The sequence below is a fragment of the Rossellomorea vietnamensis genome (assembly GCF_008180415.1).
Taxonomy (GTDB): Bacteria; Bacillota; Bacilli; order Bacillales; family Bacillaceae_B; genus Rossellomorea; species Rossellomorea vietnamensis_C.
Genome location: NZ_VTEI01000001.1, coordinates 184,524 through 209,406, shown reverse-complemented (window position 1 = coordinate 209,406; position 24,883 = coordinate 184,524). Strand labels below are relative to the sequence as shown.

Sequence of the window (24,883 nt, the reverse complement as noted above, 5' to 3'; positions counted from 1 at the left end):
ACAATAAATGACAAAGAGGAGGGAAGGGTTTGAAGAAGAGGTTTTCTGCAGCAGTCATTTTTACCATTTTATTCAGTTTTATGATACATACCTCCTTTGCAAATGCATCAGGACAGCCTTCAATTGAATTTTCCGTACAGCCCAGCGCTAATGAATATGTTAAGCCCCAAAATGGAGATGCCCAGGGCCGGCTCGATATCGAATTGACTCCGAGGGGACAAGCCACCAATGAAGAGAGAAAGCCGATTGATGTCGTGTTCGTTCACGATACTTCGGGATCAATGGCAGATACATATGGCGGTGCCAAAAAAGCCACGAGTGCAGAAAATGCGTTGAAACAGTCTCTTGCATTTTTTGAGCAAAATAAACAAAGTGGGGATAAATATTATTTTGTTCCTTTTGATAGTGATGTTAGTTATAAAAACGTCAATGGGAGAGTAGTTAATCCTGAGACAGGATTAGGAAGTATCTCAGAGATTGCAGAGAACCTCGATTATGGGTATTATGACTGGGTTCGTTATAAAAGAGGCTATTATTATGATTGGGTCCAAGAATACCTGGAAGTCAGTAATGGAGGGACCAACTATACGCAATCCCTTGAATATGCACTTCAAAAGTTTTCCGGAATGAGGGATTCCAAGCGCTACATTATTTTCCTGACAGATGGAGAACCTACTTCTCTTAAATACCAAGGTGAAGAGTATACGTTGTATACGAATGGCACAGCCAAGGTAGGCAACAGGAATTATACATACGATAGTGTGCAAAACTTCATTCAGCATCATGCAGTCTTATCTGCTGAAAAGCTTGGCCGCAATGATGTAACAATGTTCAGCATCGCTTTTGCCCAGCCAGGCGAAGTCAACTATCAATTGCTGGAAACCATGTCAAACAAAACAGGCGGAAGAGCCATTCAGGCAAATCCAAACAGCCTTTCCAATGTATTTACAGATATATCGAAAGAGTTCAATTCTCCTTCCATTGAAGGGGAAGTACAAATCGATTTAAGCAAATTCAATGGAAAAGTAAAGCTTGCAGCGAATTCAGATGCTTATATGGATGATCGGAACATCGTTCACATGAAGTACAACTTCACATACCCTATCGGCAAAAGTCCTTCTCCTGCGAACATTCAGCTCAGCCTGCCGCTGGAGTTTACTCAAAAAGGACAGTATGTTTTTGATAACATTAAACTCATCCAAAAAGATTTTGACGGCAACACTTTGCCGGCTGTAACACATAAAAACGTTACAATCAATATTGTGGATGAAGCAGCGCCTAAATTCGAGAGTGCTGTGAAGATTAACGGCAATCAGTATCACGCTCCTGAAAATCTAGTGAAAATGGGAATGCAGAATAATGAACATAACGAGTTTTCAATTGAGTATGATATAACTCCTTCCGCAGTCCTGCAAGCGAACAAGTCAGGAAATCTAAAAAATATAAAGATCATCCAGCCGCTGCCTGATGGAATCAGCCTGAAGAGTTCTGCTCTCCAAACAAGCCTAAGCGGGTCGCTGGCGGGGGCCGCTGTCAGGGAAACCACTCAGAATGGCCAACGGGTCCTTGAGATTAAGCCGGGGAAAACGATTACTTATAATGGAAATCAATTCTCTCCAGCCCGGTTGAACATGAAAGCTGTTCTCCAAGCCGATTTTGCCATGTCATTGGTGAAAATGCCAAAGGCAGCCATCCATTATACTGACTCAAACTTCAGCAGCCAGAACCATACTCTTACTTCACATTCAGGTTATATCGGCCTTCAGGTTATTTTGAATGGCATGTCCGGCGATGCTACCTATATCGGAGATCATACTGGCAAGCTGACAAAGAAAGAAGATTCTACAAATGAAGTCAAAGCTGAAGCCACCCCTAAGAATCTGCCTGTAAAAGGATTAGAGTTGAAGGACGGCAATACAATCAGGGTACATTACAACGATAATTCGTTCCACGACGTATTCCTAAAAACAGACTTTGCGGTTTATGAAACGAATACTGAAAAAGTACTGAGCAATAATGAAAAGACCACAGGACCTGCCTCTTTCAAAGTGAGTAAAAAAGTAGGCGGGGAAGATGTTACTTATTACTACAAGACCATATCTGGACAAAAGGACAGCGGATGGGAAAAATTCCAGCCGGATGAACCGGTTGCCCTTCCTGCAGATTTAATTGGCAATATAGAAATCCAAGTGAAAACAGAGGGCGGCTTCACGCTTAATGAGCAGCCGGTTACAAAGAACATCGTCATCGTTAAAAAAGTTAGTGAAATCAACGTAACACCTAATCCAATTAAGGTCACTGCAGGAGAATCGATTTCGTTCCAAATTGAAGTATTGCCACTGGATGCAACCGATAAGAGTGTCACAGTCCAGCTCTTGGACAGCAATGGGAAAATCGCCAGCTATTCCGAAGAGGGATCAGGCAATCACAGGATACTGGGAATCGAACCTGGTGAGGATCAGCTGGTCATCGAAGCGAATGATGGCTCTGGAGTAAAGATCATTGTTCCCGTCAAAGTGATTGACCCTTATGTTGCCCTTGAAGAGGTAAAATTCAAGCAGGCAAAAATCAACCTGCCTTTAAATGATAAGGACATACCAATCGAGGCTTTCCTGATTTTCAACCCATCCAATGCGACTAATAAAGAGCTGGCGGAAACAGTATCTTCAGCTCCGGCAATAGAAGCAGTTGAAAAGGATGGAAAGTGGTATATCAGAACAGAAGAACTCGGCTTTACAACGGTTACAGTCACAGCGGACGAAGATGATTCCTTAACCGATTCAGCAGTATTTGAAGTGGTTACGCCTGAAGAAGGCGGAGATGAAAATCCGTATATTGATGGAAGATGGTAAACCAAGCTCCGTCATATAATGGCATCTCAATCGTTATCGAAGGACTATAGCATCGCATCAACGGAAAGGCGGCAGGATCTTATATGATCCGCCGCCTTTCTTTTTGAGTACACCGATTTAAACAGAGGCCGGGGGTTGTCCTTAAAAAGTAATTAGCTTTCTGTGCTAGTCAGGGCTGGGGGTTGTCAGTGTCATAGTTATCTTGGTTAATAATTTAAACCAACAGTAAAACCCGTCCAGAGAATTTATCTGAACGGGTTTTACTAGTGGCTTTTTTAATAATATAAAGACATTTTAGGCTGAGCCAAAAATACGTTTTCCGCTTTAATTCACCCTTATATTGCTAGGAGGATTAAAGTAGTCTTTCTTTAGAATACAAGGGTTGACGGTGCTGTTGTCAGGGGAGTTTTTATTAAGATAGTTGTTTTTGTTTGCTATTATTTTTATTAAGACAGAATCTGCATCCGATTTTACTGAACAGATACTTCATCACTGAACAATGACAAAAATTCTGTCTTCGGAAGGGCATCAATTTTTTGAAGAAGAATATCTCGATTGTAATTAATGTTAAAGCGGGAATAATGATTGTCCTGATCAATTTTGGTTGAATACAGGTCTGCATCCTGAATGCTGTTTATATCTCCTCTGATTGCATTGATCTCAAGAGTATCATTCGCGAAGACTCCGCCATCAATATGGAAAAGAGAACCAACACCATAAAGTTCAGCTTTCTGATTTGTATAGAAGAATGCTTTTAATGGCTGAACAGTTTGATCAGAAATTTTTCCCTCATAGTTAATATCTTCGTCACTCGGAACAAAGTTTTTATACTCGTTCATCCGGGTCATGGTCAGGTTTTTACCAGACAGAAGGATAAGCTGTTTTTGAATATCATCATCTTCACTGCCCAAAATATTCAAGTTAGAGATAAAGGCTTCTCCCCCGCTGTATATGACAGAGTCGAATAACACTACATCGTCTTCCGGCCGGTCGGTTTCATTGCTGTTTCCCTGTATGAGAAGGTTTTCCCCTGCAACAAGATTGCCGATGATGGTCGACTGGCTATCGAGGGATTCAATTGTAAGAGACTTTCCTGCCAGCATATATCCTGGCGTTTCAGTATCATTGTTAAATGAAAACCCATTGTTGGTCTGGATATTAACCTCACCTGCGGAAAGAATATTTCCCTCCACATTGATATCGCCATCCAGATTGATCAAATGAATATCTCCAGTAGCGATTATATCATTTAGTGTAATTGTTTTATTTCCAATAATGTAGATGTCTCCATCCGCAATAATTTTCCCGGAAAAGGTGAGTGCGGAAGAAATACTGGATATGATAAGGTCACCCGGCACTGCAACGGTTGATGATAAGCTGGTGTCAATCAGTTTATACCCGAGAGTATTAACCTCATTGTATAGGTCCTGTCCAAGAAGTGCATCCAGCCCGATGCCAGCTTCATTCAACGGGCTGGTCAGTACATCAGGAAGGCCGCTCTCACTAAAAGTATACTGTCCCTTGATGGACTGCTCTAATTGCTGGGAAAGATTCTGTATAGCAGGTGTCTTAGCAAATCCCTGATCTTGTCTAATCTCATTTATTCTTTCCAAGAAAGTTTTATCAAAATAGACCGACACGAATTGGCTGTCATTCTTTAACTGCGGCAGCTGCTGGTGATAAAATTTGTCGGCAGTCAAATAATCCATTACATCCTTATAATCTGATTTCGAAGAATTTATATAGATGTCGCCAAAAATCGAAGAAAAAGGCGTTTCAATTTCTTCCTGGTCTCCACTCGTTAATTGGTAATGAGCGTTCTTGTCAATGACAATTTCTTTGCCGTACACGTTTCCCGCGATATTCGGAGAGCCATTTAGGATGGTCTGATTCCCTGCGCCAGCAGCATATTTAAGGAATCCAGGCAGTGGGGACAGAATCACCCTTTTCCGTACCGTTCTGTTCACCTCTCCCTGCTGGCCATCCGGTGTATTGACCGTTACGACAAAATCAAGGACCCTTGTCAATTGAAGGGAAGTGTCGATGTTAAAGGTGTCTAAATTCGCAAGGCCGCTTCCAAGGCACTGATTTTCCGTTCCTGGTATAAGATACTTCGGATTTGCTCCTGTTACATCTACAACATTGACACAAGAAATGCTGTCATTAAATTGTGCAGAGTCTGCCTGGGAAGAAAAATAGGATGTCAGTTTTGAACTTAAATCTGTCGGAGATAAGCCTTCAATTTTGAAGTTATTTTGTACCAGGCGGGTAGATAGGTCGGCCGTCATTTCATCGACCAGCCGCAGCCCGTCATATGTAATATCGATATCCGTTTCCCTTACCTCCGTTCTTTTAGCTCCTCCGATGGATGCCGTTAGAACTGCCATGCCGATTGTTATGATGACAAGGGAGGTGATCATAACGGTAATCAGTGTGTTTCCCCTCTGGTTGTTTACCATGTGTATCCTCCTTTCTTTCAGGCTTTTTTCGTTACTTTGCTGGTGTTTGAGATTTATAGCGGGACACAATGGAACAGTTCACCGGGAATCCGTTTCTTTGGATTTTCCAGAAACAGCCTAAAACCCGAATTGGCTTTGAAGATTGAGCTGTTCACTTCGGTCCTCGTTCTCATGAGCTATTGAGAAGTTCAGCTTAATAACGGCATTCGTACATTTTTCTTTCTTTGTATCCTCGTCATCAAAATCGTCTTGATTGGGATTCGAACAAGCAAAACTGATCTCAGAGTCCCGAAAATCAGAAGGGGTGTCGATTGTTCCATTGCCTGTTTCCCATACTTGTTTTCCGTCCTTCTCTATTAACCTTATCGTAAAGGATTTTATGTCGCCTGATTCTCTCTTTTTGTCCTGATCGATTACTTCAGGGTGGTAGGTGTTTTGGGCGGTCTCTAAATTATCAACGAATACTAGGCAGTTATCTTCTCCTTCGCATTGGTCCACATAGTCAAAAGGAGTCGAATACAGTGAATTCATCAGCAAGGCCGATACATAGTCAGCATCTTCCCTGAGCTGGCCTTCTATGTTGACTTTTTCATAAATCTTATATCCTGTCAAAAAGGTACCGTATATGACCGGAAGCAGGATGGCCGAAATGGCTAATGTGAGAAGCAGTTCGATGAGTGTGAAGCCATCTTCATCGAATGTCTTCACTTTTAACCGTTCCGCCAACCGATGTATCGAATTCCTTATCATTTGCAGTCCACCTCACTTCTGCTTTGATCGGTATATAGTATTTTAACTCTTCCTTTTTGGAAGGAGAGACTTCTTCGGACTTTATAGTCACTTTATAGGAAGTTCCATTTATAGGGATATCTTCACAAGTATCAGGGGGACTTTCTTCAGGTCCAAAAGTCTTATATCGGGTATCATCACATAGTTTCAGATTCAATAAATGGTCATCAGGAGCGGCAGTTCCTTCATTCACCTGGGAAAATTCTCTTTTGACTTCAAGAAAACTCTGGCTTTCCATATGCATCAAGGCGTTTCTGGCAACATTGACGGCCACTGTCTTCTTTTGATTCATATTTGTATATGTACCTGCCTGGAAGAAAAAATTTAAAAAGACTAATAGCACGGTGCTCAATAGAGTTACTGAGACTAAAACCTCAATTAGTGTCAAACCTTGGTTATTTCTGAAGATATTTGACAGTTTCATTCCGTCACCTTCTTTCAAATTGCCTAAGTTTATTATACAATAACTATGAGTCGAATAATGTAGAAGTAGTACTAATTTCATAGAAAATTAATACTTGCTGAAGGGAGTGAGAAAATGGAGGAATATATTTTTGCGTTAATAGCATTTGTGTTATTGCTGCCTGTCCTATTGTTCTTGCCTGGCGCGATGACCAGGAAAGGGAAGGTCTGGATTGCTGGGGGAGGGCTTTTGATTTCTCTTCTGGGTTTGCTGGCCTCCAACCAATATCCCCTTGGACTGGTTGCCATTATATTATTCATTTTAGTCATTGTATCCTCCGTTATGATCGGAAACCGTTTTGGCCCTCTTTTGCTTGCAGAAGAAGGTATGCAGGATAGAAATAATAGTGCTGAGGCTGATACCGCTGCTGAAAGACCTGAGAAGATTCTTTTTACAGCAGTGGAAGAAGATCCAGGATCTGCCGAAAGCACTCTGGTAGAGCAGGAAGATGTTCAAGAAGCTCAGGCAGAAAGTGAGACAAGAGTAGAATTCATTAATGAAGATCTTGAAGAAATTCCTTTGCTTACTGAAAACAGCAGCTCTGTGTACGATATAAAGGAAGAGGCGGATGCGCCGGAAATAGAAGAAGATGCTGCACAAGACAGTGAAGATAAAGAAGACGGCATACTTGAAGAGGTCTCCTTTCTACCTTCACACGATGAAAATTTAAGTGAAATTGAAATGCTGATTAGTCAGGAAGAAGGGGAACTTGCAGAACCAATACATAATAAAAATCACGATGAAGCAGCGATGGAGGCAGAAGAGCCACTCGATGAACTTAAACTTAACGATACTGTCGAGGAATGGAATTCAGTGGATGTTGAGGAAGACGATGAAGAGCTTAGTGAAATCGAGTTATTGATAGAGCTGTCGGATGAATCTGAACCTGCTGTAGATGAATCGGAACTACTGGGAACAGATTTTGAACTCAGTATTGACGCTGAAGCAGAGGTGCAGGTGTCGGAAGAATCCGAAGTTACCGCCAAAGAGCATGATTTGGGAGAATTGACTGATATAGAAGCTCAATTCTTAATGTCGTCTCCATCTGAGGATGAACATGAATTGGAAGTACTCAGCCCGATAGAAGAAAGCATAGTTGAAATCGAAGAACCAGAAGAGCCTGTGTTGGCCGAAGACCTTTTAGAAATAGAAGGGCCTGAAGATAAGATCAGGTCAGACCAAAATGAAATTCTGGTTTCCGGCGAATCAGCGGAAGTGGCTGAAGAGCAGGAGGAAGAACTCCAGCCAGTTCTCTTATCAGACCTGACTGATGATGCAGAAATGATGATTCTATCGGCTGATTCTCACCAGGAGAACGCTGATGAGAGCATCGAAGAGGAAACGCAGCAGGAGCAGGAACCGCAAGGAAACGCCCAGCTGCAGACCTTGATTATCCACACCATAGCGGAAGAACTGGCTTATTATCGAAACAAGATGTCTCTTGAAGAGTTTGAAGCATTAGCAGCGCAGTATATGCAGCCAGAGCTTCATGACCGGGATTTCTATGTTTTATCTCAGCAATTGATTCAGCGCTATCATGAATCCCAGGAATTCAAGAAGATGAAAGTTTTCATAGAAGGAATGGAAGAGAGATTCATGACTTACCCGCTGTTAAAGAGTGAATTGAATGATTATAAAGAAATGGCATGGAAGAATATCATAAAACAAGAGTTGTTAAACAGAAGGGAATAGGTGCAGTAATATGAAGAAGAGTACAGAAATTTTAAGTTTGCCGATTATCAGTATCGCCGATGGAGTGGAAATTGGGAGTGTTAAATCCCTGGTTGTGAACCCTGAAAAAGGATCAGTCGACTTCCTTACAATCGAGCATGAAGATTGGCAGGTAAGTGTTAAAGCCATCCCTTTTAAAAAAGTAATCGGCATCGGGGAATATGCAGTCACTGTGGAAAACGGCAATGCTGTCATCGACTTGAATGAAATTCCGATTGCAAATGCGCTGGTGAACAAGAAGATCCGCATCAATGATACAAAGGTCATGTCAAGAAAAGGTCAATTGATCGGTGAAGCAAAAGAGTACTTTGTGGATGATGAAACAGGATACATCATTGGTATTCTTGTGGGAATGAAAGAAAGTGAAAAGGTGCTGTCAGCCGAACAAATCCTCACTTACGGAAAAGATATCCTGATCGTCAAGGAAGATTCAGCGGGGCGCTTTATGGATTCTGTGGAAGAACTGCTTCCTGAAACTCAAGAAGAGCCTGAATTAGATCTTGAAGAGAACACGTCAATCGATATAGAAAATATTAGAAACAAGCAGGCAGGCCTGTTGAAAGGCAAGCGTGTCACGAAAGATATAACAGGAGTTTCAGGAGAAACAATCATCTCAAGTGGTACCATCTTGACTGAAGAGGACATCTCCCGAGCACAAACTGAAGGACCGTCCGTATTCGTTGAATTGACAATGAATACACAAGATTAATGTGAAAGGAGCGGGGAATTGACATGGAGAACAGACCAGTTAAAAATGTATTCATCCCACTACTCTCTGCCACCGTTTTTATTTTCGGTTTTTCCCATGCAGGCTCTTTTGCACTGAATAAATTTACAGAGGCCGATATGATTCAGCCGTCCACAATGGTGGCTTCCATCAATGTAGGGGGGCAGTCCCAGCAGGAGGCAAAAGAGGCACTTGCATTGGCGGCAGCCGAATGGAAAGCATCAGCAATCATGACAGCAGAACTTTCCGGAGTGGAAACGGATATAGATCTTTCTCTATTTTCCATCGATATCAATCAAAGTATGCAGAATGCCAGCGGGGGAGGAACCACTCCTCTGGCTGTCACTGTAGACATGGAAACGCTTATGGATCAATTGAAAACAGCCTATCCCGAAATGTCTGTTGAAGAAATGGACACTGCTTCATTGGAGCAGGATCTAATCGGCCAGGCTTCCATGCTGCCAAGCAGCTCTGTCATTTCCCTCAGTGATTATTTTGAAAAGGGAAGTGTGGAGGAAGTTACCGCCGAAGCTCTTTCGGAAAAAATCACGGTCACACCGGAGATTAAGAGATTCGTAGAAGCCTTTCCGCAAATCACTGTGAAGCAGGGCACAGAATTCTCGTTCCTCAGGCATCTGGAGGAGAACGGTTTTACCGGCAATGAAAAAGGTGAAGACCTCAGTGTCATTACCTCGCTTCTATATAAGCTGGTCCTGCAGTCCAATTTTTCTATCATTGAACGAAATACAAGCCCGGACCTGCCTGCAGAAATAGAGCTCGGCTATGAAGCGAAAATCGATGATGCAAGCAGCCAGGATTTTGTTTTTGCCAATCCGAATAATAACGATTACCTTATTGTCCTCGAGCTTCTCGACAATCAGCTGTACGCCAAGCTGATCGGCTTTCCATTGGCGACGGACTACAAGGTAACACTGAAGGACAAAGAGGAATTTCCTCAAAAGAAAATCGTCCAGTACAATCCTTTCCTCGAGAAGAATGTAGTTCAGGTGCCTGAAGAAGGAAGGAAAGGCGTCCTGATCAAAGTGTTCCGCCAGAGTATCGGTGAAAATGGAGAAGTAATGGAAGAAAAACTGATTGCAGAGGATTTTTATCCGCCTGTCCATAGAATCGAGATTCATAGTCTGGAAGAAGCACCTGAAGATGTTGAGGAAAAAGATATTGTCGATACTCCTTTGACAGATAGTGATGAAGAATCAGATTCCACAGAAACAAGCGGACCTCCGCCGAATTCAGGAAGCAGTGATGATTCTACAAAAGAGAACCATTCATCAGAGAATGACAATGCGGGCGGATCTTCTGCGGACGGAAAAGCCAGCGAGGGATCAGCTTCCTCGCAAAGTGATGCCGGCACAGCAGCCGCGTCCAATAAAAAAGATGAAAAAGCAGACGAAGATAAAAAAAAATGAACTAGAAAATTAGATAAGCTGGTGATTGGATGGTACAGACCAGGAAGAGGCTCGGAGATCTCTTAGTGGAAGCGGGCCTGATTTCAGAAGAAAAACTTAATATGGCCCTGCAGGAAAAAGAACAGGGACAAAAGCTTGGAGATGCCCTGCTGCAAAAGGGATATATTACCGAACAGCAGCTGATCGAGGTCCTCGAGTTCCAGCTGGGTATCCCGCACGTCAGCTTATACCGTTATCCTTTTGATACGAATCTTTTTCACCTGATCCCAAAGGAAGAGGCTAAACGGAACCTCATGATCCCTTTAAAAAAAGAAGGTGAGAAGCTTTATGTCGCCATGTCAGATCCCATGGACTTCTATGCCATAGAGGACTTAAGGCTGTCGACAGGCTTCCAAATTGAAACAGCGATTGCAACGAAGGATGATATCCTTAGGGCTGTCACCAAGTACTATGATACAGAGGAAGGCTTTGAAGAGCTGGTCAATGAAAAGCCAGAAAAGAGCACTATAGAAGAACAGACAATCGTCGACCAGGATTCGCCGATCGTTAAGCTTGTCAATCAGCTCCTTTCAAACGCAGTCACGCAGAAGGCCAGTGATATCCATATCGATCCACAGGAGACGAAGGTAGCGATCCGCTACCGGATTGATGGTGTTTTGAGAACGGAAAGAAATCTGCCGAAGCATATGCAAAGCATGCTGATTGCCAGGATCAAGATCATGGCCAACCTTGATATCACAGAGTTCAGGGTCCCGCAGGACGGCAGGATCAAAACCAATGTAGATTATAGGCCGGTCGATCTCCGTGTCTCCACACTGCCAACCGTATTCGGTGAAAAGGTCGTCATGAGGATACTTGACCTCAGCTCTGCATTAAATGATATCAGTCAGCTTGGATTTAACAAACTTAATTTCAAGCGTTTCATGGATATGATCAAGCAGCCGACAGGGATTGTCCTGATTACAGGTCCAACCGGGTCGGGTAAGTCTTCAACACTCTATGCGGCTTTAAATCACTTGAACAGCGAAGAAGTCAATATCATCACGGTTGAAGATCCAGTTGAGTACCAGCTCGAAGGCATCAACCAGATCGGGGTTAATCCCAACGTAGGCCTTACATTTGCCAAGGGCTTGCGGGCCATTCTCCGTCAGGATCCGAACATCATCATGGTCGGGGAAATACGTGACAAGGAAACAGTGGAGGTCTCGATCAGGGCTTCTTTGACAGGACATCTTGTACTTAGCACCATCCACACCAACGATTCTCTTGGAACCGTCACAAGGCTTCTGGACATGGGAGTGGAGCCGTTCCTTGTCGCTTCTTCATTGAGCGGAATTGTCGCTCAGCGTCTTGTTAGAAAAGTTTGCCGTGACTGCGGCCGAGAACATGAGCCGAGTAAACGGGAAGTCGAAATCTTTGCTAAAAGAGGGATGAAGATCGATAAAATCATGAGGGGCGAGGGCTGTTCTTCCTGCAACATGACAGGCTATAAAGGGCGCCTCGCCATTCATGAAGTCCTTGTCATGAATGAGGATATGAGAAAAGTCATTTTAAATGGCGAATCGTTCTCCAAGCTGCGGGAGCATGCAGTGAAAAGCAAGACCATCTTCCTCGTCGATGATGGATTATTGAAAGTAAAACAAGGCTTGACGACGACCGAAGAGATCCTTCGGGTAGCCATCTCAGAATAGGTGATAGAAATGAAAGAAAAAATCGACTATTTATTGCGTTCAGCATACGAGCTAAAGGCATCCGATATACACTTAACTGTCGGGGCGCCTCCTGTGTTCCGCCTTCATGGGGACTTGAAGAGATACGGCAAAGACATTCTGAAGCCATCTGACACGGAAGGCATGGCCAAGTCAATCGTTCCTGAAGATCTGTGGAAGATGTTTATGGATCAAGGCGAGCTTGACTTTTCCTATGGCATCCCGGGAATATCACGTTTCAGGATCAACGTTTATCAGCAGCGCTCCTGTATTTCTCTTGCCATCCGGATTGTGCCGACAAGCATTCCAAGCATTGATGACTTGTCGCTTCCGCCGGTGCTGAAAAAAATTACCGAAAAGCCGCAGGGCCTTGTCCTTGTGACAGGTCCGACGGGAAGCGGGAAATCGACTACGCTTGCTTCGATGATCGACCATGTGAACCGGTCCATGCGCAAGCATGTCATCACATTGGAGGATCCTATCGAGTATCTGCATAAACATGGCAGCTCCATCATCGACCAGCGTGAAGTCGGATTTGACACGAAAAATTTCTCTAGAGGGCTCCGCAGTGCGCTACGCCAGGACCCGGATATTATTCTTGTTGGAGAAATGCGTGATCTCGAGACGATTCATACAGCGATAACGGCTGCGGAAACCGGACATCTTGTATTTGCTACCTTACATACGTCCAGTTCAGCAGCAACGATCGAGCGGATTGTGGATGTGTTTCCTCCTGAACAGCAGGCCCAGGTCAGGATTCAGCTCGCTTCTGTTCTTGTTGCGATTCTGTCGCAAAGACTGTTTCCGACGGTCGATAAAAAAGGGCGGAGAGCGGCAACCGAGCTTCTCGTCAATAATCCGGCGATCGCCAACCTGATCCGCTCAGAAAAGGTCCACCAGATTGATAATATCCTGCAAACCTCAAAAGGGTTGGGGATGCATCTTATGTCGTCCAGCATCAGAAATCTGTACGAATCCGGTATCATTGCCCGTGAATCGGCCTTTCCTTACATTGAAATGGAGCAGACGACCTAGATGGCGCGCTTTAAATATACAGGACGCGGACGGACGGGCAAGAAGTCAGGGGTATTAACGGCAGGCTCTACAAGGGAAGCGATGCTCAAGCTGAAAAACCAGGGCATCCGGGTTATCGAGATGAGTGAAGTCCCGGAAACCTTGCTGACCAAGGATATCGCAATCGGAAATCCGGTCAAACTGCAGCACATGGTCATTTTTTTAAGACAGTTTGCGACCCTCCTGCAGGCAGGGGTAACGGTTGTGGACGCAACGGATATCCTTTCCTCGCAGACAGAAAGCAAACCTTTAGGCAAGGCGCTGGTTGAAGTGCAATCAGAGTTGAAAGACGGAAACCCGCTCTCGGATGCACTTGCCAAACACAGAAGGATCTTTGAATCGATGCTGATCAACATGATCCGGGCAGGGGAAGCATCAGGAAGCCTGGACGAAACGCTTGAAAGCCTTGCCACACACTATGAAAAGCAGCACATGACAAAGCAGAAAATCGTTTCCGCCCTCGCTTATCCTGCGGTGGTGGGAGTCATCGCAATTGCGGTCGTCATCTTCCTGCTGGTGGCTGTAGTACCAACCTTTGTCACAATGCTTTCGGACTTTGGCGGCGAGCTTCCTGCCATCACGCAATTCGTACTGGGTTCGAGTGAATTCATGCAGAAGTATTGGTATTTGGTTACGGCAGCCATGCTAGCATTTGCGGCCGGCATCATGGCCATAAAGAGAAACAGCAAAACGAAATATTATTATGACTATGCGATGCTGCGTATGCCGATTTTCGGCAGCATGATCCAAAAAGCGGCATTGGCGCGAATGACAAGAACACTCAGCTCCTTGTTCTCCAGCTCGGTTCCGATTCTGCAGGCCTTGGCTATCGTCGAGAAGGTCGTCGAGAATGAAGTGATTGCAAGAGTTCTCCGCCAGTCAAGAGATTCCCTCGAGAAAGGGACATCCCTGACAGAGCCGATGAAAAAGCACTGGGCGTTTCCGCCGCTCGTCACCCAGATGATTGCGATTGGAGAAACAACCGGTTCACTGGATTCTATGCTGGGAAAAGTCGCGGACTTCTATGAAAAAGAAGTCGAAAACAGCACAGACCGCTTAAAATCCCTGATCGAGCCGCTGATGATCGTCTTCCTCGCAGCACTGGTCGGGACCATCGTCACATCCATCATGGTGCCGATGTTCGAAATCTTCAACAATGTCGGAGGCTATTAAACAATTTCTTTAAAAATTTTACATTTTGCTACTTTAAATGACAAAATTGTCATGTATAATTGAAACAGAAATACTATTTACCTAATCTAAAAGAACCATAGGAGGTACGGAAAATGTTTAAGAAAATCGGTCAAAAATTGAAAGACCAAAGAGGGTTAACCCTTATCGAACTGCTTGCTGTCGTTGTCATCCTTGGAATTATTGCTGCTATTGCTATACCTAGTATTGGTGGATTGATTAATAACTCAAAGAAGGATGCGCATATTGCGAATGCTCAGCAGATGGTTAGTGCTGCTCGTATGGCAGTGACTGCGAAAGATGTTGAAGGAAGTACTACATTTACTTTAGATTCATTAGTTTCAGATGGTTACTTAGAGGATGTTGATAATCCTTCTGGAACTAGCTACGATGATGACAAAACTGCTGTATTTGTTACAAAAAACTCATCGACTGGTAATTATACTTATAGAGTAACTCTTTCTAGCAATAATAGTGCTACCAATGGCTATTTTGTTAATAAGGACCCAGATAGTTTAACTCGTGACGATGTAAATTTAGATGGCCTAGCGACTGAGACAACTACTAACCCTACACCATAATATTATCTAATGTTAAACTTATTATTAATTTACGGTCTCCTCCTAGGCTCCTTCTACAATGTAGTAGGCCTGCGAGTGCCACTTAACCAATCGATCGTCAAGCCGCGTTCCTCTTGTCCGGGATGCGGTCATACCCTGACGGCGCTGGAATTGATTCCGGTTCTGTCATACATCATTCAAGGAGGAAAGTGTTCCCGCTGCCTGGAGCGCATTTCTCCTCTTTATCCTTTAGTGGAAGCCTCAACTGCCATACTATTTCTAATCTCGTATTCTATCATCGGATGGGAGCCGGAACTTCTCGTTGCTCTCACACTTGTTTCGCTGTTTGTCATCATCTTTGTATCTGATATAAAATACATGATCATCCCGGATAAAGTTCTGTTATTTTTCTCGGGGCTTTTTTTGTTAGAACGGCTATTTATCCCGTTGAACCCGTGGTGGGATTCTTTGGCTGGAAGCGCAATTGGATTCAGCCTGCTTCTGCTGATTGCTGTCATCAGTAAAGGCGGAATGGGCGGCGGTGATATTAAACTATACGCACTCATTGGCTTTGTTATGGGGGTAGGACCGGTGCTGCTGGCATTTTTCCTCGCGACTCTTCTGGGAGCTGTGATTGGAATGATCGGGCTTGCGGCAGGCTTCTTTCAAAGAAAGAAACCGATTCCGTTTGGACCATTCATTGCGGCAGGTGCTTTAATTTCTTATTTTTATTATGACAATATTATAGACTGGTATTTATCACTCTTAATGGGTTTTTAGGTAAAGGGGTTATATTCAATGAACTTTGGATTGTTTGGAAATAACAATAGAATAGCGAATCTTGTCATCACTGATACAGCAATCCGGTACGCAGATTTGAAGATGGGATCTCCGCTGATCGTGCAGAACTATGGAGAGAAGCTTCTTCCTCAAGGCGTCATTACAGATGGAAAGATCATTGAATATGACACCCTTGCCATGATCCTGGAGGAGTGTATTTATGACTGGGGAATCAAGAAGCGGCAGGTCCGGTTCATAGTTCCCAGTACATCCATCATTGTTAAAAGAGTACTTGTTCCAGCCGATATCGCAGAGGATGAATTGAAGGGCTATCTGTTCATGGAGATCGGCACAAGCATTCACCTTCCTTTCGAAGATCCCCTATTCGATGTCGTAAGGCTTGGGGAGAAAGACGATAAGCAGGAGATCCTGCTGGTGGCTTCCCCTGAAGAAGTCATCCATTCCTACAGAGATATTCTTGATGAAGTGAAGCTGAAGCCGGTGGCTGCTGATATTTCACCATTAGCTCTCTACAGATTCTTTTATCACAATGATATGGTGAGAAGTGCCGACCACGAAATGATTCTTCAGTTTGATGAAAAACTTTTGACCATTTCCATTTTCCATAGGAATCAGCCGATCTTTCTCAGGCCGATTTCCTTCCAGGGTGATGCCGATTTTCCGGATTCATCTCCGGACCTTGATCGCGGAGGGATATTTTATTTGGAAGATACGTTCAAAGAGATTGAGAAAGTCTTCAGTTTTTATAAATACTCATTGAATAAGGGAGAGGTCAACGTGAACAATGTCATTCTGACTGGAGACCATCCCTATCTCAACGAAATTTATCGGAGTTTAACAGAAAGACTGAGCGCAGCTGTACATAGAGCACCACAGAATTCCATGCTGGATAGCAAAGGTCAGTCAGTTCCGGGTTATTATGACCTGGCTGTCGGTCTTGCGCTGAAAGAGGTGCTGTGATGCTGATTGATATCAATTTACTTCCACAGAAAGAACGAAAGCGCAGGTTTCCGGTTTATATTGCGATTGCTTCTATTGCCTTGACGATCATCGGGACGGCATTCCTGCTTATTCATACGAATCTGTCTCAGCAAAAATTAGAGAATCTGACTACAGAACTTGATATGAAGAAAGAATTTCGCCTTCAGCAGGAAACTGCCATGAACAGCATTCAATCCTCCGATGGTCTGCAGGAGCTTCAAACGGCCGTACAGTGGGCGGAAGAGTATCCGATAGATACGGTGCCGGTTCTTGAGCATCTTACGGCCCTGCTGCCTGAGAGAGGTTTCTTCAAGTCGTTCAATTACACGGAAGAAGGTATGATCAACCTCAACGTCCAGTTTGATACGAGCAGACAGGCAGCCTACTTCCTTAACGATCTAAAAAGTTCAAAGTGGATAGGGGAAGCAAAGCTGACATCTGTTGAAACATCGCAAGGTGAAACAGCAGGGGACACCATTGTACTTCCTGAAGATAAAGTCATGCCGAGGTACCTGGGGCAGTACGAAATCTCCCTCAACCAGGCTGTCATCAAAAATGAACTTCAAGCTGATAATGAAGGAGGGGATGAATAATGAACCTCCAATTTGATAAAAGAGAGTGGCTCCTTATCGCCGGTTCTTTACTGCTTGGAATCCTTATTTTAACAGGAGTTTATTTCCTGCTGTATAATCCGGTTCAAAAGGAAATCGGCCTTCGTGAGCAGGAACTGGAAACAGAAGAGAAACTGATTTCCCTGCTCCAAGAAAAGACAAGCAATATCGAGCAGGAAACTTTTGAAAGTTCTATTTCTCTTCAGAAAAAAGTTCCTGTCAAACCTATGACAGAAAAACTACTGCTTGATTTGGAAAAAGCGGAAACCATTTCTGACAGCTTCGTATCAAGCATCCAGTTTGCAGAGGGAGATGTGACTCTTCCTCTGACATCACAAAGCGCCGAAGAAGACATAGAGAATATTTCTTCTGCCCAAGGCGATGAAAGTACCGATGGAGAAGCAGAGACTGAAGTGGATAAGGAAGCCCAGACGCAGGAACTTCTCCCTCAGGGGTTGAAGAAAATCAGCGCGACCCTGTCAGTAGAATCTCCCAGCTATTTCGAAATGGAAAGATTCCTCGAAGTGCTTGAAGATCTTGATAGAATCACAGAAATTGAACAGGTCGCTTTTGAAGGTCCGGAAGAATCGACATCTCAGGGAGACAGTTACGATAAAGTCAGCTACAAACTTGTGGTAGCTGCTTTCTACCTGCCCGACTTGATTCAATTAATAGAAGAGATGCCTGGACTGAAATCCCCGCCTCCAGCGAATAAGGTGAATCCTTTCAGTTCTTACGGTGATTTGGAAGAGGAAGACGACGAATAAAAGATAGCCTGCAAAGGGGCTGGATATAGTGAAACTGAATCAAAAAGGATTGACGTTGGTCGAGCTGCTCGCGGTAATTGTCATCATGGGGATCATCGGGATGATCGCTGTCCTCGCCATCGGCCAAATTATAGAAAAATCAAAGCATCAGGCATTTGTAGCCAACGCCCATACTTTAAAAGATGCAGCAACCTTGTATGCAAAAGAATCCCTGCTGCATGATAATGAACTCACCGAAATCTCTTACAAAACACTCTATGAAAACAATATGATTGAAAAGATTCGGGATCCGTTTACCAATAAAACGCTGGATCCTGGTACAAACAAATCATTTGTCATGGTAACCAAAGAAACAATCGAATCCATCTGCTTCATCGGTGAAACTAAAAAGCTGTGCGGAATTGACGGAGAAGACTATACGCCCGTCCTAATGAAAGATATAAATGAAGACCTGATATCATCCAATTGAAAAGCTGTTTCTAAGAGATTGTTATTTTTAGACTTTTTATGAATGCTCTCTTAGAGGGATTGGAGCGGAAGGTGGGCGACCTCCTGCGGGACTAGCGGGCGTCTAGTTCCAGCACCTAGCCCCTCGGGGTCAAATAACCCCAAGAGAAAAAAAGGAAGTTCGCCTTTTTTCTCTTGAGAACATTTGCCTGTCGGGGCTGACCAAGGTGCTTCCACTTTTGGTGACAGGTGAGACCCCCAATTCAGTTGCAGCGCCCAGTCCCTCGGGGTCAAATAACCCAAAGCGAATAAAAGGAAAGACCGCCTTTTTTTCGCTTTGGAACATTTGCCTGACGGGCCTGAGCAGGGCGCTTCCACTTTTTACACAGGCGAAGCTGAGGAGGCTCACCGCCCGCCCCGCGGAGTCGCACACCTGTAGCGGAAATCCAATACTATTTCCGCTTCAGCTGCGCAGATTGAGCCAGTTAAAAAATTTGACGAAAACCTCTTTGAACAAGACGACAAAAGTCTTGTTCTTTTTTTTATGCGCTGTGATAGCATGAAAAAAACGACAAAAAGGAGGGGGTCAAAAGTGGACAAGCGGGAAAAGAAAAATGCCGGCATCACGATCAAAATCAATGGCGATAAAAAAGATTTCCAGGAAGATCTTCCTGTACATAATTGGAATTTAGGAGAACAGGAATCTGCAGCTGCGGAAGAACGGGCAGAAGATGATTCCTTTGAATGGGTTCTGCCCGATGAAGATCCGGTCCCTAAAGAGTTCAAGAAAATCAACTATGTCCAAAAGAATAAGAAAAAAGGAAAAAGGACTTTCAGCGGAGGCGGAATTACTCCGGGAATTGCCCGTATTATCTATACGCTGGTAGGTGCAGTAGCCATTTCGCTTATTTTTGGCTTCATTATTCTTAATGTAATCACGGAAGGAGAGCAGTCTGCACCTGCCATCAAGCTTCAGGAACCAGGAAGTGCAAATACAGGTGAAGCGGCTGCTCCTTCTGCAGGCGGAGGAAGTATTTCAATGAAGAGTTTGAATACCTCAGTTTTACAGGGAGGTGTGTTTTCCACTGCTGACTCGGCAAATGCCATGAAAGCATCTCTTGAAGCGAAGGGACTACCGGTCATGCTGATGGAGATGGAAGGTAATCAGTACCTTTTCCTTGGAACCTCAGGGGATTTGGAATCGGCCAAGTCCATGGGAAAAAAGCTGACTGAGCAAAACGTCGAAGTGTATGCCAAGGAAATTGTCCTTTCGGAAAAGAAAATAGAAGGGTCGAAAGCTGACGCTGACTTTCTTGAAAAGTCTGCATCCCTTTATACTGCATTAGCTGCCGAAAGTACAAGTGCGTATACTACAGGAAGTGTAAATGATGAAAAACTTGCTGAAATCAATACGCTCCTGAAAGACATCACAGCCATCAAGACGGGCGAAAGCATGAAAGGGTTAAAAGAAAGACTGGAGGCAGCTGCTCTTAACCTGCAGGAGTACAAGTCTTCTTCCGAACTCACCAAGCTGGTTGCATCCCAACAATCTCTTCTTAATTACCTGGAGGCCTATCATAATTTGTAACCTTATCTCGTATAATGGATATTTTCCGGGAAATATATAATAAAGTGGCAGAGCTGAAGCAAAAATACGAGATGGATTAACGAGGAAAAAGTAATGGTATAAAAACTGGAGGGCAACCCGTTAAAGGATTTGTCCTCTGCTTTTTTTGATACAGAAAAAGGTGCCGCTGAGAAACATAGCGCTGGTTCTATAAATATATAAGCACCTAGAATATTACCAAGCGGATAAACATGTCTGATAAAGCACATTAATTGAAGGCCTATAACCATGAACGCAAAAATAAAAATCATAGCAGGAATCCTTATTATAGGAGTTCTGCTTTTTATTTGTCAGCGACACCATTTAAGTCCCTCCAAACTCTTCGGTTATTAGTTGTGATTGAGACAAGTATTTGGTACGATGAACTAGTATCTCCCAATCAAACGGAAGAAGGGAAAGGTGTATGAATTGTCAAACCTCATTTTAGCTTCAGGTTCTCCCCGCAGAAAAGAACTTCTACAACAAATCCAACTTTCTTTTTCTATTGAAGTCAGCCACGCTGATGAAACTTTCCCGCAAGACCTTCAGCCGGACGAAGTCGTTATGGAACTGAGTAAACGAAAAGCAGCCTCTGTGGCGGCAGGCCATCCAGGGGCCTTTGTTATCGGCTCGGACACTGTAGTAGTCCACGATGGGGCTATCCTGGGAAAACCAGAGGATTCCAGCCATGCCAAGGAAATGTTAAGAAAACTGTCCGGCAGTACTCACTCCGTCTATACAGGCGTAGCCATTGTAAAAGATGAACAGGAAAAAATGTTTTATAAAAAAACAGATGTAACGTTTTGGGAGCTGACAGAAGAGGAAATAGATACTTATGCAGCTTCCGGTGAACCACTCGATAAGGCAGGAGGGTATGGCATCCAGGGCCTGGGTGCCTTCCTGGTGAAAGAGATCCGGGGTGATTACTTCTCCGTTGTCGGTCTGCCGATTTCCCAGGTATACCGCAGCTTGAAAGAAATGGGTTTTCACCCATAAGCATATTTCCTCTCTTTTTCCTCCTATGCGTTATAATTAGGAGGTATTGAATCATTTGACAGAGACAAAATTGATGATCAGGGATTATCCAACTGACGAACGGCCAAGGGAACGAATGGTCCAAAGCGGTGCTGCAAGCCTGTCGAATCAGGAACTGCTGGCAATCATTTTAAGGACAGGCACCAAATCTGAGTCTGTGCTCCAGTTATCCAACAGAGTCCTGACGACATTCGAAGGGTTCAGGCTGTTGAAGGAAGCATCGCTTGAGGAAATTACAGAAATTAACGGAATTGGTCTTGCTAAGGCAGTGCAGATCATGGCGGCTGTCGAAATCGGGCGCCGGATCAGCAACCTTGCATTCGATGACCGTTATTCGATCCGTTCACCTGAAGATGGAGCTAATTATGTGATGAATGATATGCGGTTCCTTTCACAGGAGCATTTCGTCTGTCTCTATCTCAATACCAAGAATCAGGTGCTTCATAAACAGACGATTTTTATCGGCAGTCTCAATGCCTCTATCGTTCATCCGCGTGAAGTCTTCAAGGAAGCGTTTCGGAGGTCCGCCGCTTCCATCATCTGCATACACAATCATCCTTCCGGGGACCCTACCCCGAGCAGGGAAGACATAGAGGTGACGAAGAGGCTCGTAGAATGCGGCAAAATCATAGGGATAGACGTTCTCGACCACTTGATCATCGGTGAAAAGAAATATGTCAGCTTAAAGGAAAAAGGCTACTTATGAGGCTTTGTTTTTTGTAATGGTTAAGCTATAATATTGTTTATGCTTTTTGCACGCTCAGTTCGATATATAGGGAAAGAACTTATATAGATTGGAATGACCCCATTCCGTATTAGAAAGGGAGATACAACAATGTTTGGTACAAAGGATCTTGGAATAGACTTAGGAACGGCTAACACACTCGTATATGTAAAAGGAAAAGGAATCGTCGTCCGGGAGCCTTCAGTTGTGGCAATGCAGACGGATTCTAAGCAAATTGTCGCTGTCGGCAACGACGCTAAAAATATGATCGGAAGAACTCCGGGAAATGTAGTGGCCCTCCGTCCAATGAAAGACGGTGTCATCGCTGATTACGAAACTACTGCTACGATGATGAAATATTACATAAGACAGGCGACGAATGGAAGAGGTTCCTTCTCCCGCAAGCCATATGTGATGATTTGTGTTCCATCGGGCATTACCGCTGTTGAAGAACGTGCTGTCATTGACGCTACGCGGCAGGCAGGAGCGAGGGATGCTTTTACAATCGAAGAACCATTTGCGGCGGCTATCGGCGCCAATCTTCCAGTATGGGAACCGACTGGAAGCATGGTTGTGGATATCGGAGGCGGAACGACGGAAGTTGCCATTATTTCCCTCGGCGGAATCGTGACAAGCCAGTCCATCCGTGTAGCAGGGGATGAAATGGATGAAGCCATCATCAACTACATCCGTAAAACATACAACCTGATGATCGGGGACCGTACGGCTGAAACGATCAAAGTTGAAATCGGCTCTGCCGGTGACTCTGAAGGTATTGATACTCTTGATATCCGCGGACGTGACCTGTTGACAGGACTGCCGAAAACAATTGAAATCACAGCGGATGAAATCGCGGCTGCGCTCAGAGACACGGTTTACTCTATCGTAGACGCCGTCAAGAGTACGCTTGAGAAGACTCCGCCCGAATTGGCGGCAGACATCATGGACCGCGGAATCGTCCTCACTGGAGGCGGTGCTTTGCTTCGCAATCTGGATAAAATCATCAGTGATGAAACGAAAATGCCTGTCCTTATAGCTGAAAATCCGCTTGACTGTGTGGCAATCGGAACAGGGAAAGCTCTGGACCATATCGATTTATTTAAAAACAAGAAATAAAATGGATTAACATTCAGATGGGGCTGCACTCATTGAAAGGTTTAGTGGGCAGTCCCTTCTTGTTTGCTGTGAATGGTAAAAGTATCCTTTTCGACTCTGTGAGCTTTTACATAAAAGGCTCTTTTTCATTTTTAAGAAAAATGGTAGATTAAGAAGTGTACTAGAAGAGTTTATATTTTGATTACATCAGGAGAGAAAATAAGTGTAAAAGATAGAGGTGTCTTTCATGCCCCGCTTTTTTTTGAATAAACGATTGATCATCCTCCTTGTCAGCATCATCGTGCTGGTGGCATTGATAGGATATTCTGTTCGTGAAAGGGATAACATTTCCTGGCCGGAACAGTTTGTAGGAGATATTGTCGGATTTGGGCAGTCGCTGGTATCCAAACCGGTTGGAGCTGTTGCAGGCTTCTTTGAAAATGTAAATGATCTGCAAAATACGTACACCGAAAATCAAAAGCTGAAATCCAGGCTTGAAGAACTTGTGAAATTGGAAACGATGGTCAAAGACCTTGAAAAAGATAATGATGAATTGCGCGAGATACTCGGCAAGGAAGAAAACCTGAGAGACTTTGATCCCATCCAGGCAACCGTCATTGCCAGAAACCCGGGGCAGTGGGAAGATCTGCTTGTGATTGATAAAGGAAAAGTCCAGGGAGTGCAATCCAACATGGCGGTCATCACGGCCCAAGGGTTAATAGGAAAAGTAAAAAGCGTCAAGCAGTTTTCATCAACTATCGAGCTTCTCAGCAATAAAAATCCTAACAACCGAATTTCTGCCCTTATCCAGGGAGAAGAAAATGTAATCGGCTCCATCGAAGGATATGACACGGAAAGGGATCAGCTTCTTGTTAAGCGAATCCCTAATGATATGCAGGTAGAAGAAGGCTCCAAGGTGATCACTTCCGGCCTCGGCGGAGTGTTTCCAAAAGGGCTGCCGATTGGCGAAGTCAAGGAAATTGAGTCTGATCAATACGGGCTGACCCAAACAGCCTATGTAGAACCAACGGCAGATTTATATCATCTCGAGCATGTGATCGTTGTGGACAGAAGCAAAGTCAGCATCGACCTGGAGGAGCCGGAAGAAGCGGAGGATGAGGAATGAAGAGACTTCTCCTTCCGCTGATTGCCTTGCTTTGTTTTTATGGTTCCAGCGTCTTCGTCACCTTCCTGCCATTGGATATAATCAGCAGTGACAGGGTTCTGGTTCCTCACTTCCTGATTATTTTCATCTTGTTGATGAGCGTCTATTATCATAATACAACCGCCGTTCTTTACGGCTTTATCTTCGGATTTCTCTATGATTCTTTTTATACAGAGGTACTCGGTGTGTACTTGTTCATTTTCCCATTTGTCACCTTTTTGACATCCCGGATCATGAAAGTATTAAACAGCAATTGGATTGTCACCAGTATAGTAATCCTGCTGAATGTGTCACTTCTTGAGTTTATTGTCTATGAAATCAATTTCCTGATAGGTAAGACGGATTGGGATATTGCAGCATTTGCCGATTTGCGCCTATGGCCGACACTTGTTCTGAATGCTGTTTTTATCATCATCGTCTCTTATCCATTAAAACAACTGCTTTTGAAGCTTGAAAAAGAAAGACTGGAAGACTGAATGTGCTGTTTTCGCCGCTGCCTGTTTCTGGAGCTTGCTGCAACAGCTGTTTCAGCAGGTAAGGAGCCGGGTGGAATGGCAGGATGCACATTTACATTCACCTCACATCCCATCCTCAATAATTTTCAAAAAGCACGTTATAAAAAAGGAAACAGGCATGCATTTGTCGAATTAAATGATGACTGAGGTGAAT

At 44.0% G+C, this 24,883-nt stretch carries 22 protein-coding genes; 19 read left to right on the top strand and 3 right to left on the bottom strand.

What is annotated here, in order from left to right; genetic code table 11:
- The first annotated feature begins 29 nt into the window (after positions 1–29).
- A complete protein-coding gene (locus FZC78_RS01020; protein WP_148937837.1) occupies positions 30–2,852 on the top strand; it encodes a vWA domain-containing protein in 2,823 nt (940 codons plus the stop codon).
- Positions 2,853–3,322: 470 nt separating this feature from the next.
- On the opposite strand, the gene FZC78_RS01015 is transcribed toward FZC78_RS01020, so the two are convergent.
- The 3 genes from FZC78_RS01015 to FZC78_RS01005 all read right to left on the bottom strand — a co-directional run bounded on the left by FZC78_RS01015 (position 3,323) and on the right by FZC78_RS01005 (position 6,524).
- Positions 3,323–5,311, bottom strand: coding sequence for a hypothetical protein (locus FZC78_RS01015; protein WP_148937836.1), 1,989 nt, complete (start codon positions 5,309–5,311; stop codon positions 3,323–3,325).
- Between the two features lie 117 nt (positions 5,312–5,428).
- On the bottom strand, positions 5,429–6,061 hold the full coding sequence (locus tag FZC78_RS01010; protein ID WP_148937835.1) for a PilW family protein: 633 nt from the start codon (positions 6,059–6,061) through the stop codon (positions 5,429–5,431).
- Positions 6,003–6,524 (bottom strand): type IV pilus modification PilV family protein, encoded by a 522-nt coding sequence (locus FZC78_RS01005; protein ID WP_187444755.1) that lies wholly within the window; start codon positions 6,522–6,524, stop codon positions 6,003–6,005. The genes FZC78_RS01010 and FZC78_RS01005 overlap by 59 nt, the downstream gene beginning before the upstream one ends.
- 114 nt (positions 6,525–6,638) lie before the next feature.
- Here FZC78_RS01005 and FZC78_RS01000 point away from each other — a divergent pair, with 114 nt between their 5' ends.
- The 18 genes from FZC78_RS01000 to mreD all read left to right on the top strand — a co-directional run bounded on the left by FZC78_RS01000 (position 6,639) and on the right by mreD (position 24,690).
- Positions 6,639–8,255 carry a hypothetical protein gene (locus FZC78_RS01000; protein ID WP_148937833.1) on the top strand — a complete coding sequence of 539 codons (1,617 nt, stop codon included), beginning with the start codon at positions 6,639–6,641 and terminating at the stop codon, positions 8,253–8,255.
- 10 nt (positions 8,256–8,265) lie between these two features.
- Positions 8,266–9,003: a PRC-barrel domain-containing protein gene (locus FZC78_RS00995; protein ID WP_148937832.1), complete on the top strand. Its 738-nt coding sequence runs from the start codon at positions 8,266–8,268 to the stop codon at positions 9,001–9,003.
- A gap of 23 nt (positions 9,004–9,026) precedes the next feature.
- Positions 9,027–10,448 (top strand): VanW family protein, encoded by a 1,422-nt coding sequence (locus FZC78_RS00990; protein ID WP_148937831.1) that lies wholly within the window; start codon positions 9,027–9,029, stop codon positions 10,446–10,448.
- A gap of 29 nt (positions 10,449–10,477) precedes the next feature.
- Positions 10,478–12,139 (top strand): GspE/PulE family protein, encoded by a 1,662-nt coding sequence (locus tag FZC78_RS00985; protein ID WP_148937830.1) that lies wholly within the window; start codon positions 10,478–10,480, stop codon positions 12,137–12,139.
- Between the two features lie 9 nt (positions 12,140–12,148).
- Positions 12,149–13,192: a type IV pilus twitching motility protein PilT gene (locus FZC78_RS00980; protein WP_148937829.1), complete on the top strand. Its 1,044-nt coding sequence runs from the start codon at positions 12,149–12,151 to the stop codon at positions 13,190–13,192.
- Positions 13,193–14,404: a type II secretion system F family protein gene (locus FZC78_RS00975; protein ID WP_148937828.1), complete on the top strand. Its 1,212-nt coding sequence runs from the start codon at positions 13,193–13,195 to the stop codon at positions 14,402–14,404.
- A gap of 113 nt (positions 14,405–14,517) precedes the next feature.
- Positions 14,518–15,003, top strand: a complete 486-nt coding sequence (locus FZC78_RS00970; RefSeq protein WP_148937827.1) for a type II secretion system protein — start codon at positions 14,518–14,520, stop codon at positions 15,001–15,003.
- 9 nt (positions 15,004–15,012) lie between these two features.
- On the top strand, positions 15,013–15,762 hold the full coding sequence (locus FZC78_RS00965) for a prepilin peptidase (protein ID WP_148937826.1): 750 nt from the start codon (positions 15,013–15,015) through the stop codon (positions 15,760–15,762).
- A gap of 18 nt (positions 15,763–15,780) precedes the next feature.
- Positions 15,781–16,743, top strand: a complete 963-nt coding sequence (pilM, locus tag FZC78_RS00960) for a type IV pilus biogenesis protein PilM (RefSeq protein ID WP_148937825.1) — start codon at positions 15,781–15,783, stop codon at positions 16,741–16,743.
- Positions 16,743–17,357 (top strand): PilN domain-containing protein, encoded by a 615-nt coding sequence (locus FZC78_RS00955; RefSeq protein ID WP_148937824.1) that lies wholly within the window; start codon positions 16,743–16,745, stop codon positions 17,355–17,357. Before pilM ends, FZC78_RS00955 begins: the two co-directional genes overlap by 1 nt.
- A complete protein-coding gene (locus tag FZC78_RS00950) occupies positions 17,357–18,142 on the top strand; it encodes a hypothetical protein (RefSeq protein WP_148937823.1) in 786 nt (261 codons plus the stop codon). Before FZC78_RS00955 ends, FZC78_RS00950 begins: the two co-directional genes overlap by 1 nt.
- Positions 18,143–18,170: 28 nt before the next feature.
- Positions 18,171–18,611 carry a prepilin-type N-terminal cleavage/methylation domain-containing protein gene (locus FZC78_RS00945; protein WP_187444754.1) on the top strand — a complete coding sequence of 147 codons (441 nt, stop codon included), beginning with the start codon at positions 18,171–18,173 and terminating at the stop codon, positions 18,609–18,611.
- 570 nt (positions 18,612–19,181) lie between these two features.
- Positions 19,182–20,177 (top strand): hypothetical protein, encoded by a 996-nt coding sequence (locus FZC78_RS00935; protein WP_148937821.1) that lies wholly within the window; start codon positions 19,182–19,184, stop codon positions 20,175–20,177.
- 447 nt (positions 20,178–20,624) lie between these two features.
- Entirely contained in the window at positions 20,625–21,191 is a 567-nt protein-coding gene (locus FZC78_RS00930) for a Maf family protein (RefSeq protein ID WP_148937820.1), read from the top strand.
- A 73-nt stretch (positions 21,192–21,264) separates the two neighbouring features.
- Positions 21,265–21,936 (top strand): RadC family protein, encoded by a 672-nt coding sequence (gene radC / locus FZC78_RS00925; RefSeq protein ID WP_148938124.1) that lies wholly within the window; start codon positions 21,265–21,267, stop codon positions 21,934–21,936.
- A 129-nt stretch (positions 21,937–22,065) separates the two neighbouring features.
- A complete protein-coding gene (locus FZC78_RS00920; protein WP_148937819.1) occupies positions 22,066–23,070 on the top strand; it encodes a rod shape-determining protein in 1,005 nt (334 codons plus the stop codon).
- Between the two features lie 226 nt (positions 23,071–23,296).
- Positions 23,297–24,175 carry a rod shape-determining protein MreC gene (gene mreC, locus FZC78_RS00915; protein WP_148937818.1) on the top strand — a complete coding sequence of 293 codons (879 nt, stop codon included), beginning with the start codon at positions 23,297–23,299 and terminating at the stop codon, positions 24,173–24,175.
- On the top strand, positions 24,172–24,690 hold the full coding sequence (gene mreD / locus FZC78_RS00910) for a rod shape-determining protein MreD (RefSeq protein ID WP_148937817.1): 519 nt from the start codon (positions 24,172–24,174) through the stop codon (positions 24,688–24,690). Before mreC ends, mreD begins: the two co-directional genes overlap by 4 nt.
- The last annotated feature ends 193 nt before the right edge of the window (positions 24,691–24,883 follow it).

Coding starts and splice junctions, on each gene's coding strand:
- radC (WP_148938124.1), top strand. CDS start 21,265: ATGATCAGGGATTATCCAACTGACGAACGGCCAAGGGAACGAATGGTC.
- FZC78_RS00975 (WP_148937828.1), top strand. CDS start 13,193: ATGGCGCGCTTTAAATATACAGGACGCGGACGGACGGGCAAGAAGTCA.
- FZC78_RS00985 (WP_148937830.1), top strand. CDS start 10,478: ATGGTACAGACCAGGAAGAGGCTCGGAGATCTCTTAGTGGAAGCGGGC.
- FZC78_RS01010 (WP_148937835.1), bottom strand. CDS start 6,061: ATGATAAGGAATTCGATACATCGGTTGGCGGAACGGTTAAAAGTGAAG.
- mreD (WP_148937817.1), top strand. CDS start 24,172: ATGAAGAGACTTCTCCTTCCGCTGATTGCCTTGCTTTGTTTTTATGGT.
- FZC78_RS00970 (WP_148937827.1), top strand. CDS start 14,518: ATGTTTAAGAAAATCGGTCAAAAATTGAAAGACCAAAGAGGGTTAACC.
- FZC78_RS01000 (WP_148937833.1), top strand. CDS start 6,639: ATGGAGGAATATATTTTTGCGTTAATAGCATTTGTGTTATTGCTGCCT.
- FZC78_RS00955 (WP_148937824.1), top strand. CDS start 16,743: ATGCTGATTGATATCAATTTACTTCCACAGAAAGAACGAAAGCGCAGG.
- pilM (WP_148937825.1), top strand. CDS start 15,781: ATGAACTTTGGATTGTTTGGAAATAACAATAGAATAGCGAATCTTGTC.
- FZC78_RS01015 (WP_148937836.1), bottom strand. CDS start 5,311: ATGGTAAACAACCAGAGGGGAAACACACTGATTACCGTTATGATCACC.
- FZC78_RS00990 (WP_148937831.1), top strand. CDS start 9,027: ATGGAGAACAGACCAGTTAAAAATGTATTCATCCCACTACTCTCTGCC.
- FZC78_RS00920 (WP_148937819.1), top strand. CDS start 22,066: ATGTTTGGTACAAAGGATCTTGGAATAGACTTAGGAACGGCTAACACA.
- FZC78_RS01005 (WP_187444755.1), bottom strand. CDS start 6,524: ATGAAACTGTCAAATATCTTCAGAAATAACCAAGGTTTGACACTAATT.
- FZC78_RS00950 (WP_148937823.1), top strand. CDS start 17,357: ATGAACCTCCAATTTGATAAAAGAGAGTGGCTCCTTATCGCCGGTTCT.
- mreC (WP_148937818.1), top strand. CDS start 23,297: ATGCCCCGCTTTTTTTTGAATAAACGATTGATCATCCTCCTTGTCAGC.
- FZC78_RS00965 (WP_148937826.1), top strand. CDS start 15,013: ATGTTAAACTTATTATTAATTTACGGTCTCCTCCTAGGCTCCTTCTAC.
- FZC78_RS00995 (WP_148937832.1), top strand. CDS start 8,266: ATGAAGAAGAGTACAGAAATTTTAAGTTTGCCGATTATCAGTATCGCC.
- FZC78_RS00980 (WP_148937829.1), top strand. CDS start 12,149: ATGAAAGAAAAAATCGACTATTTATTGCGTTCAGCATACGAGCTAAAG.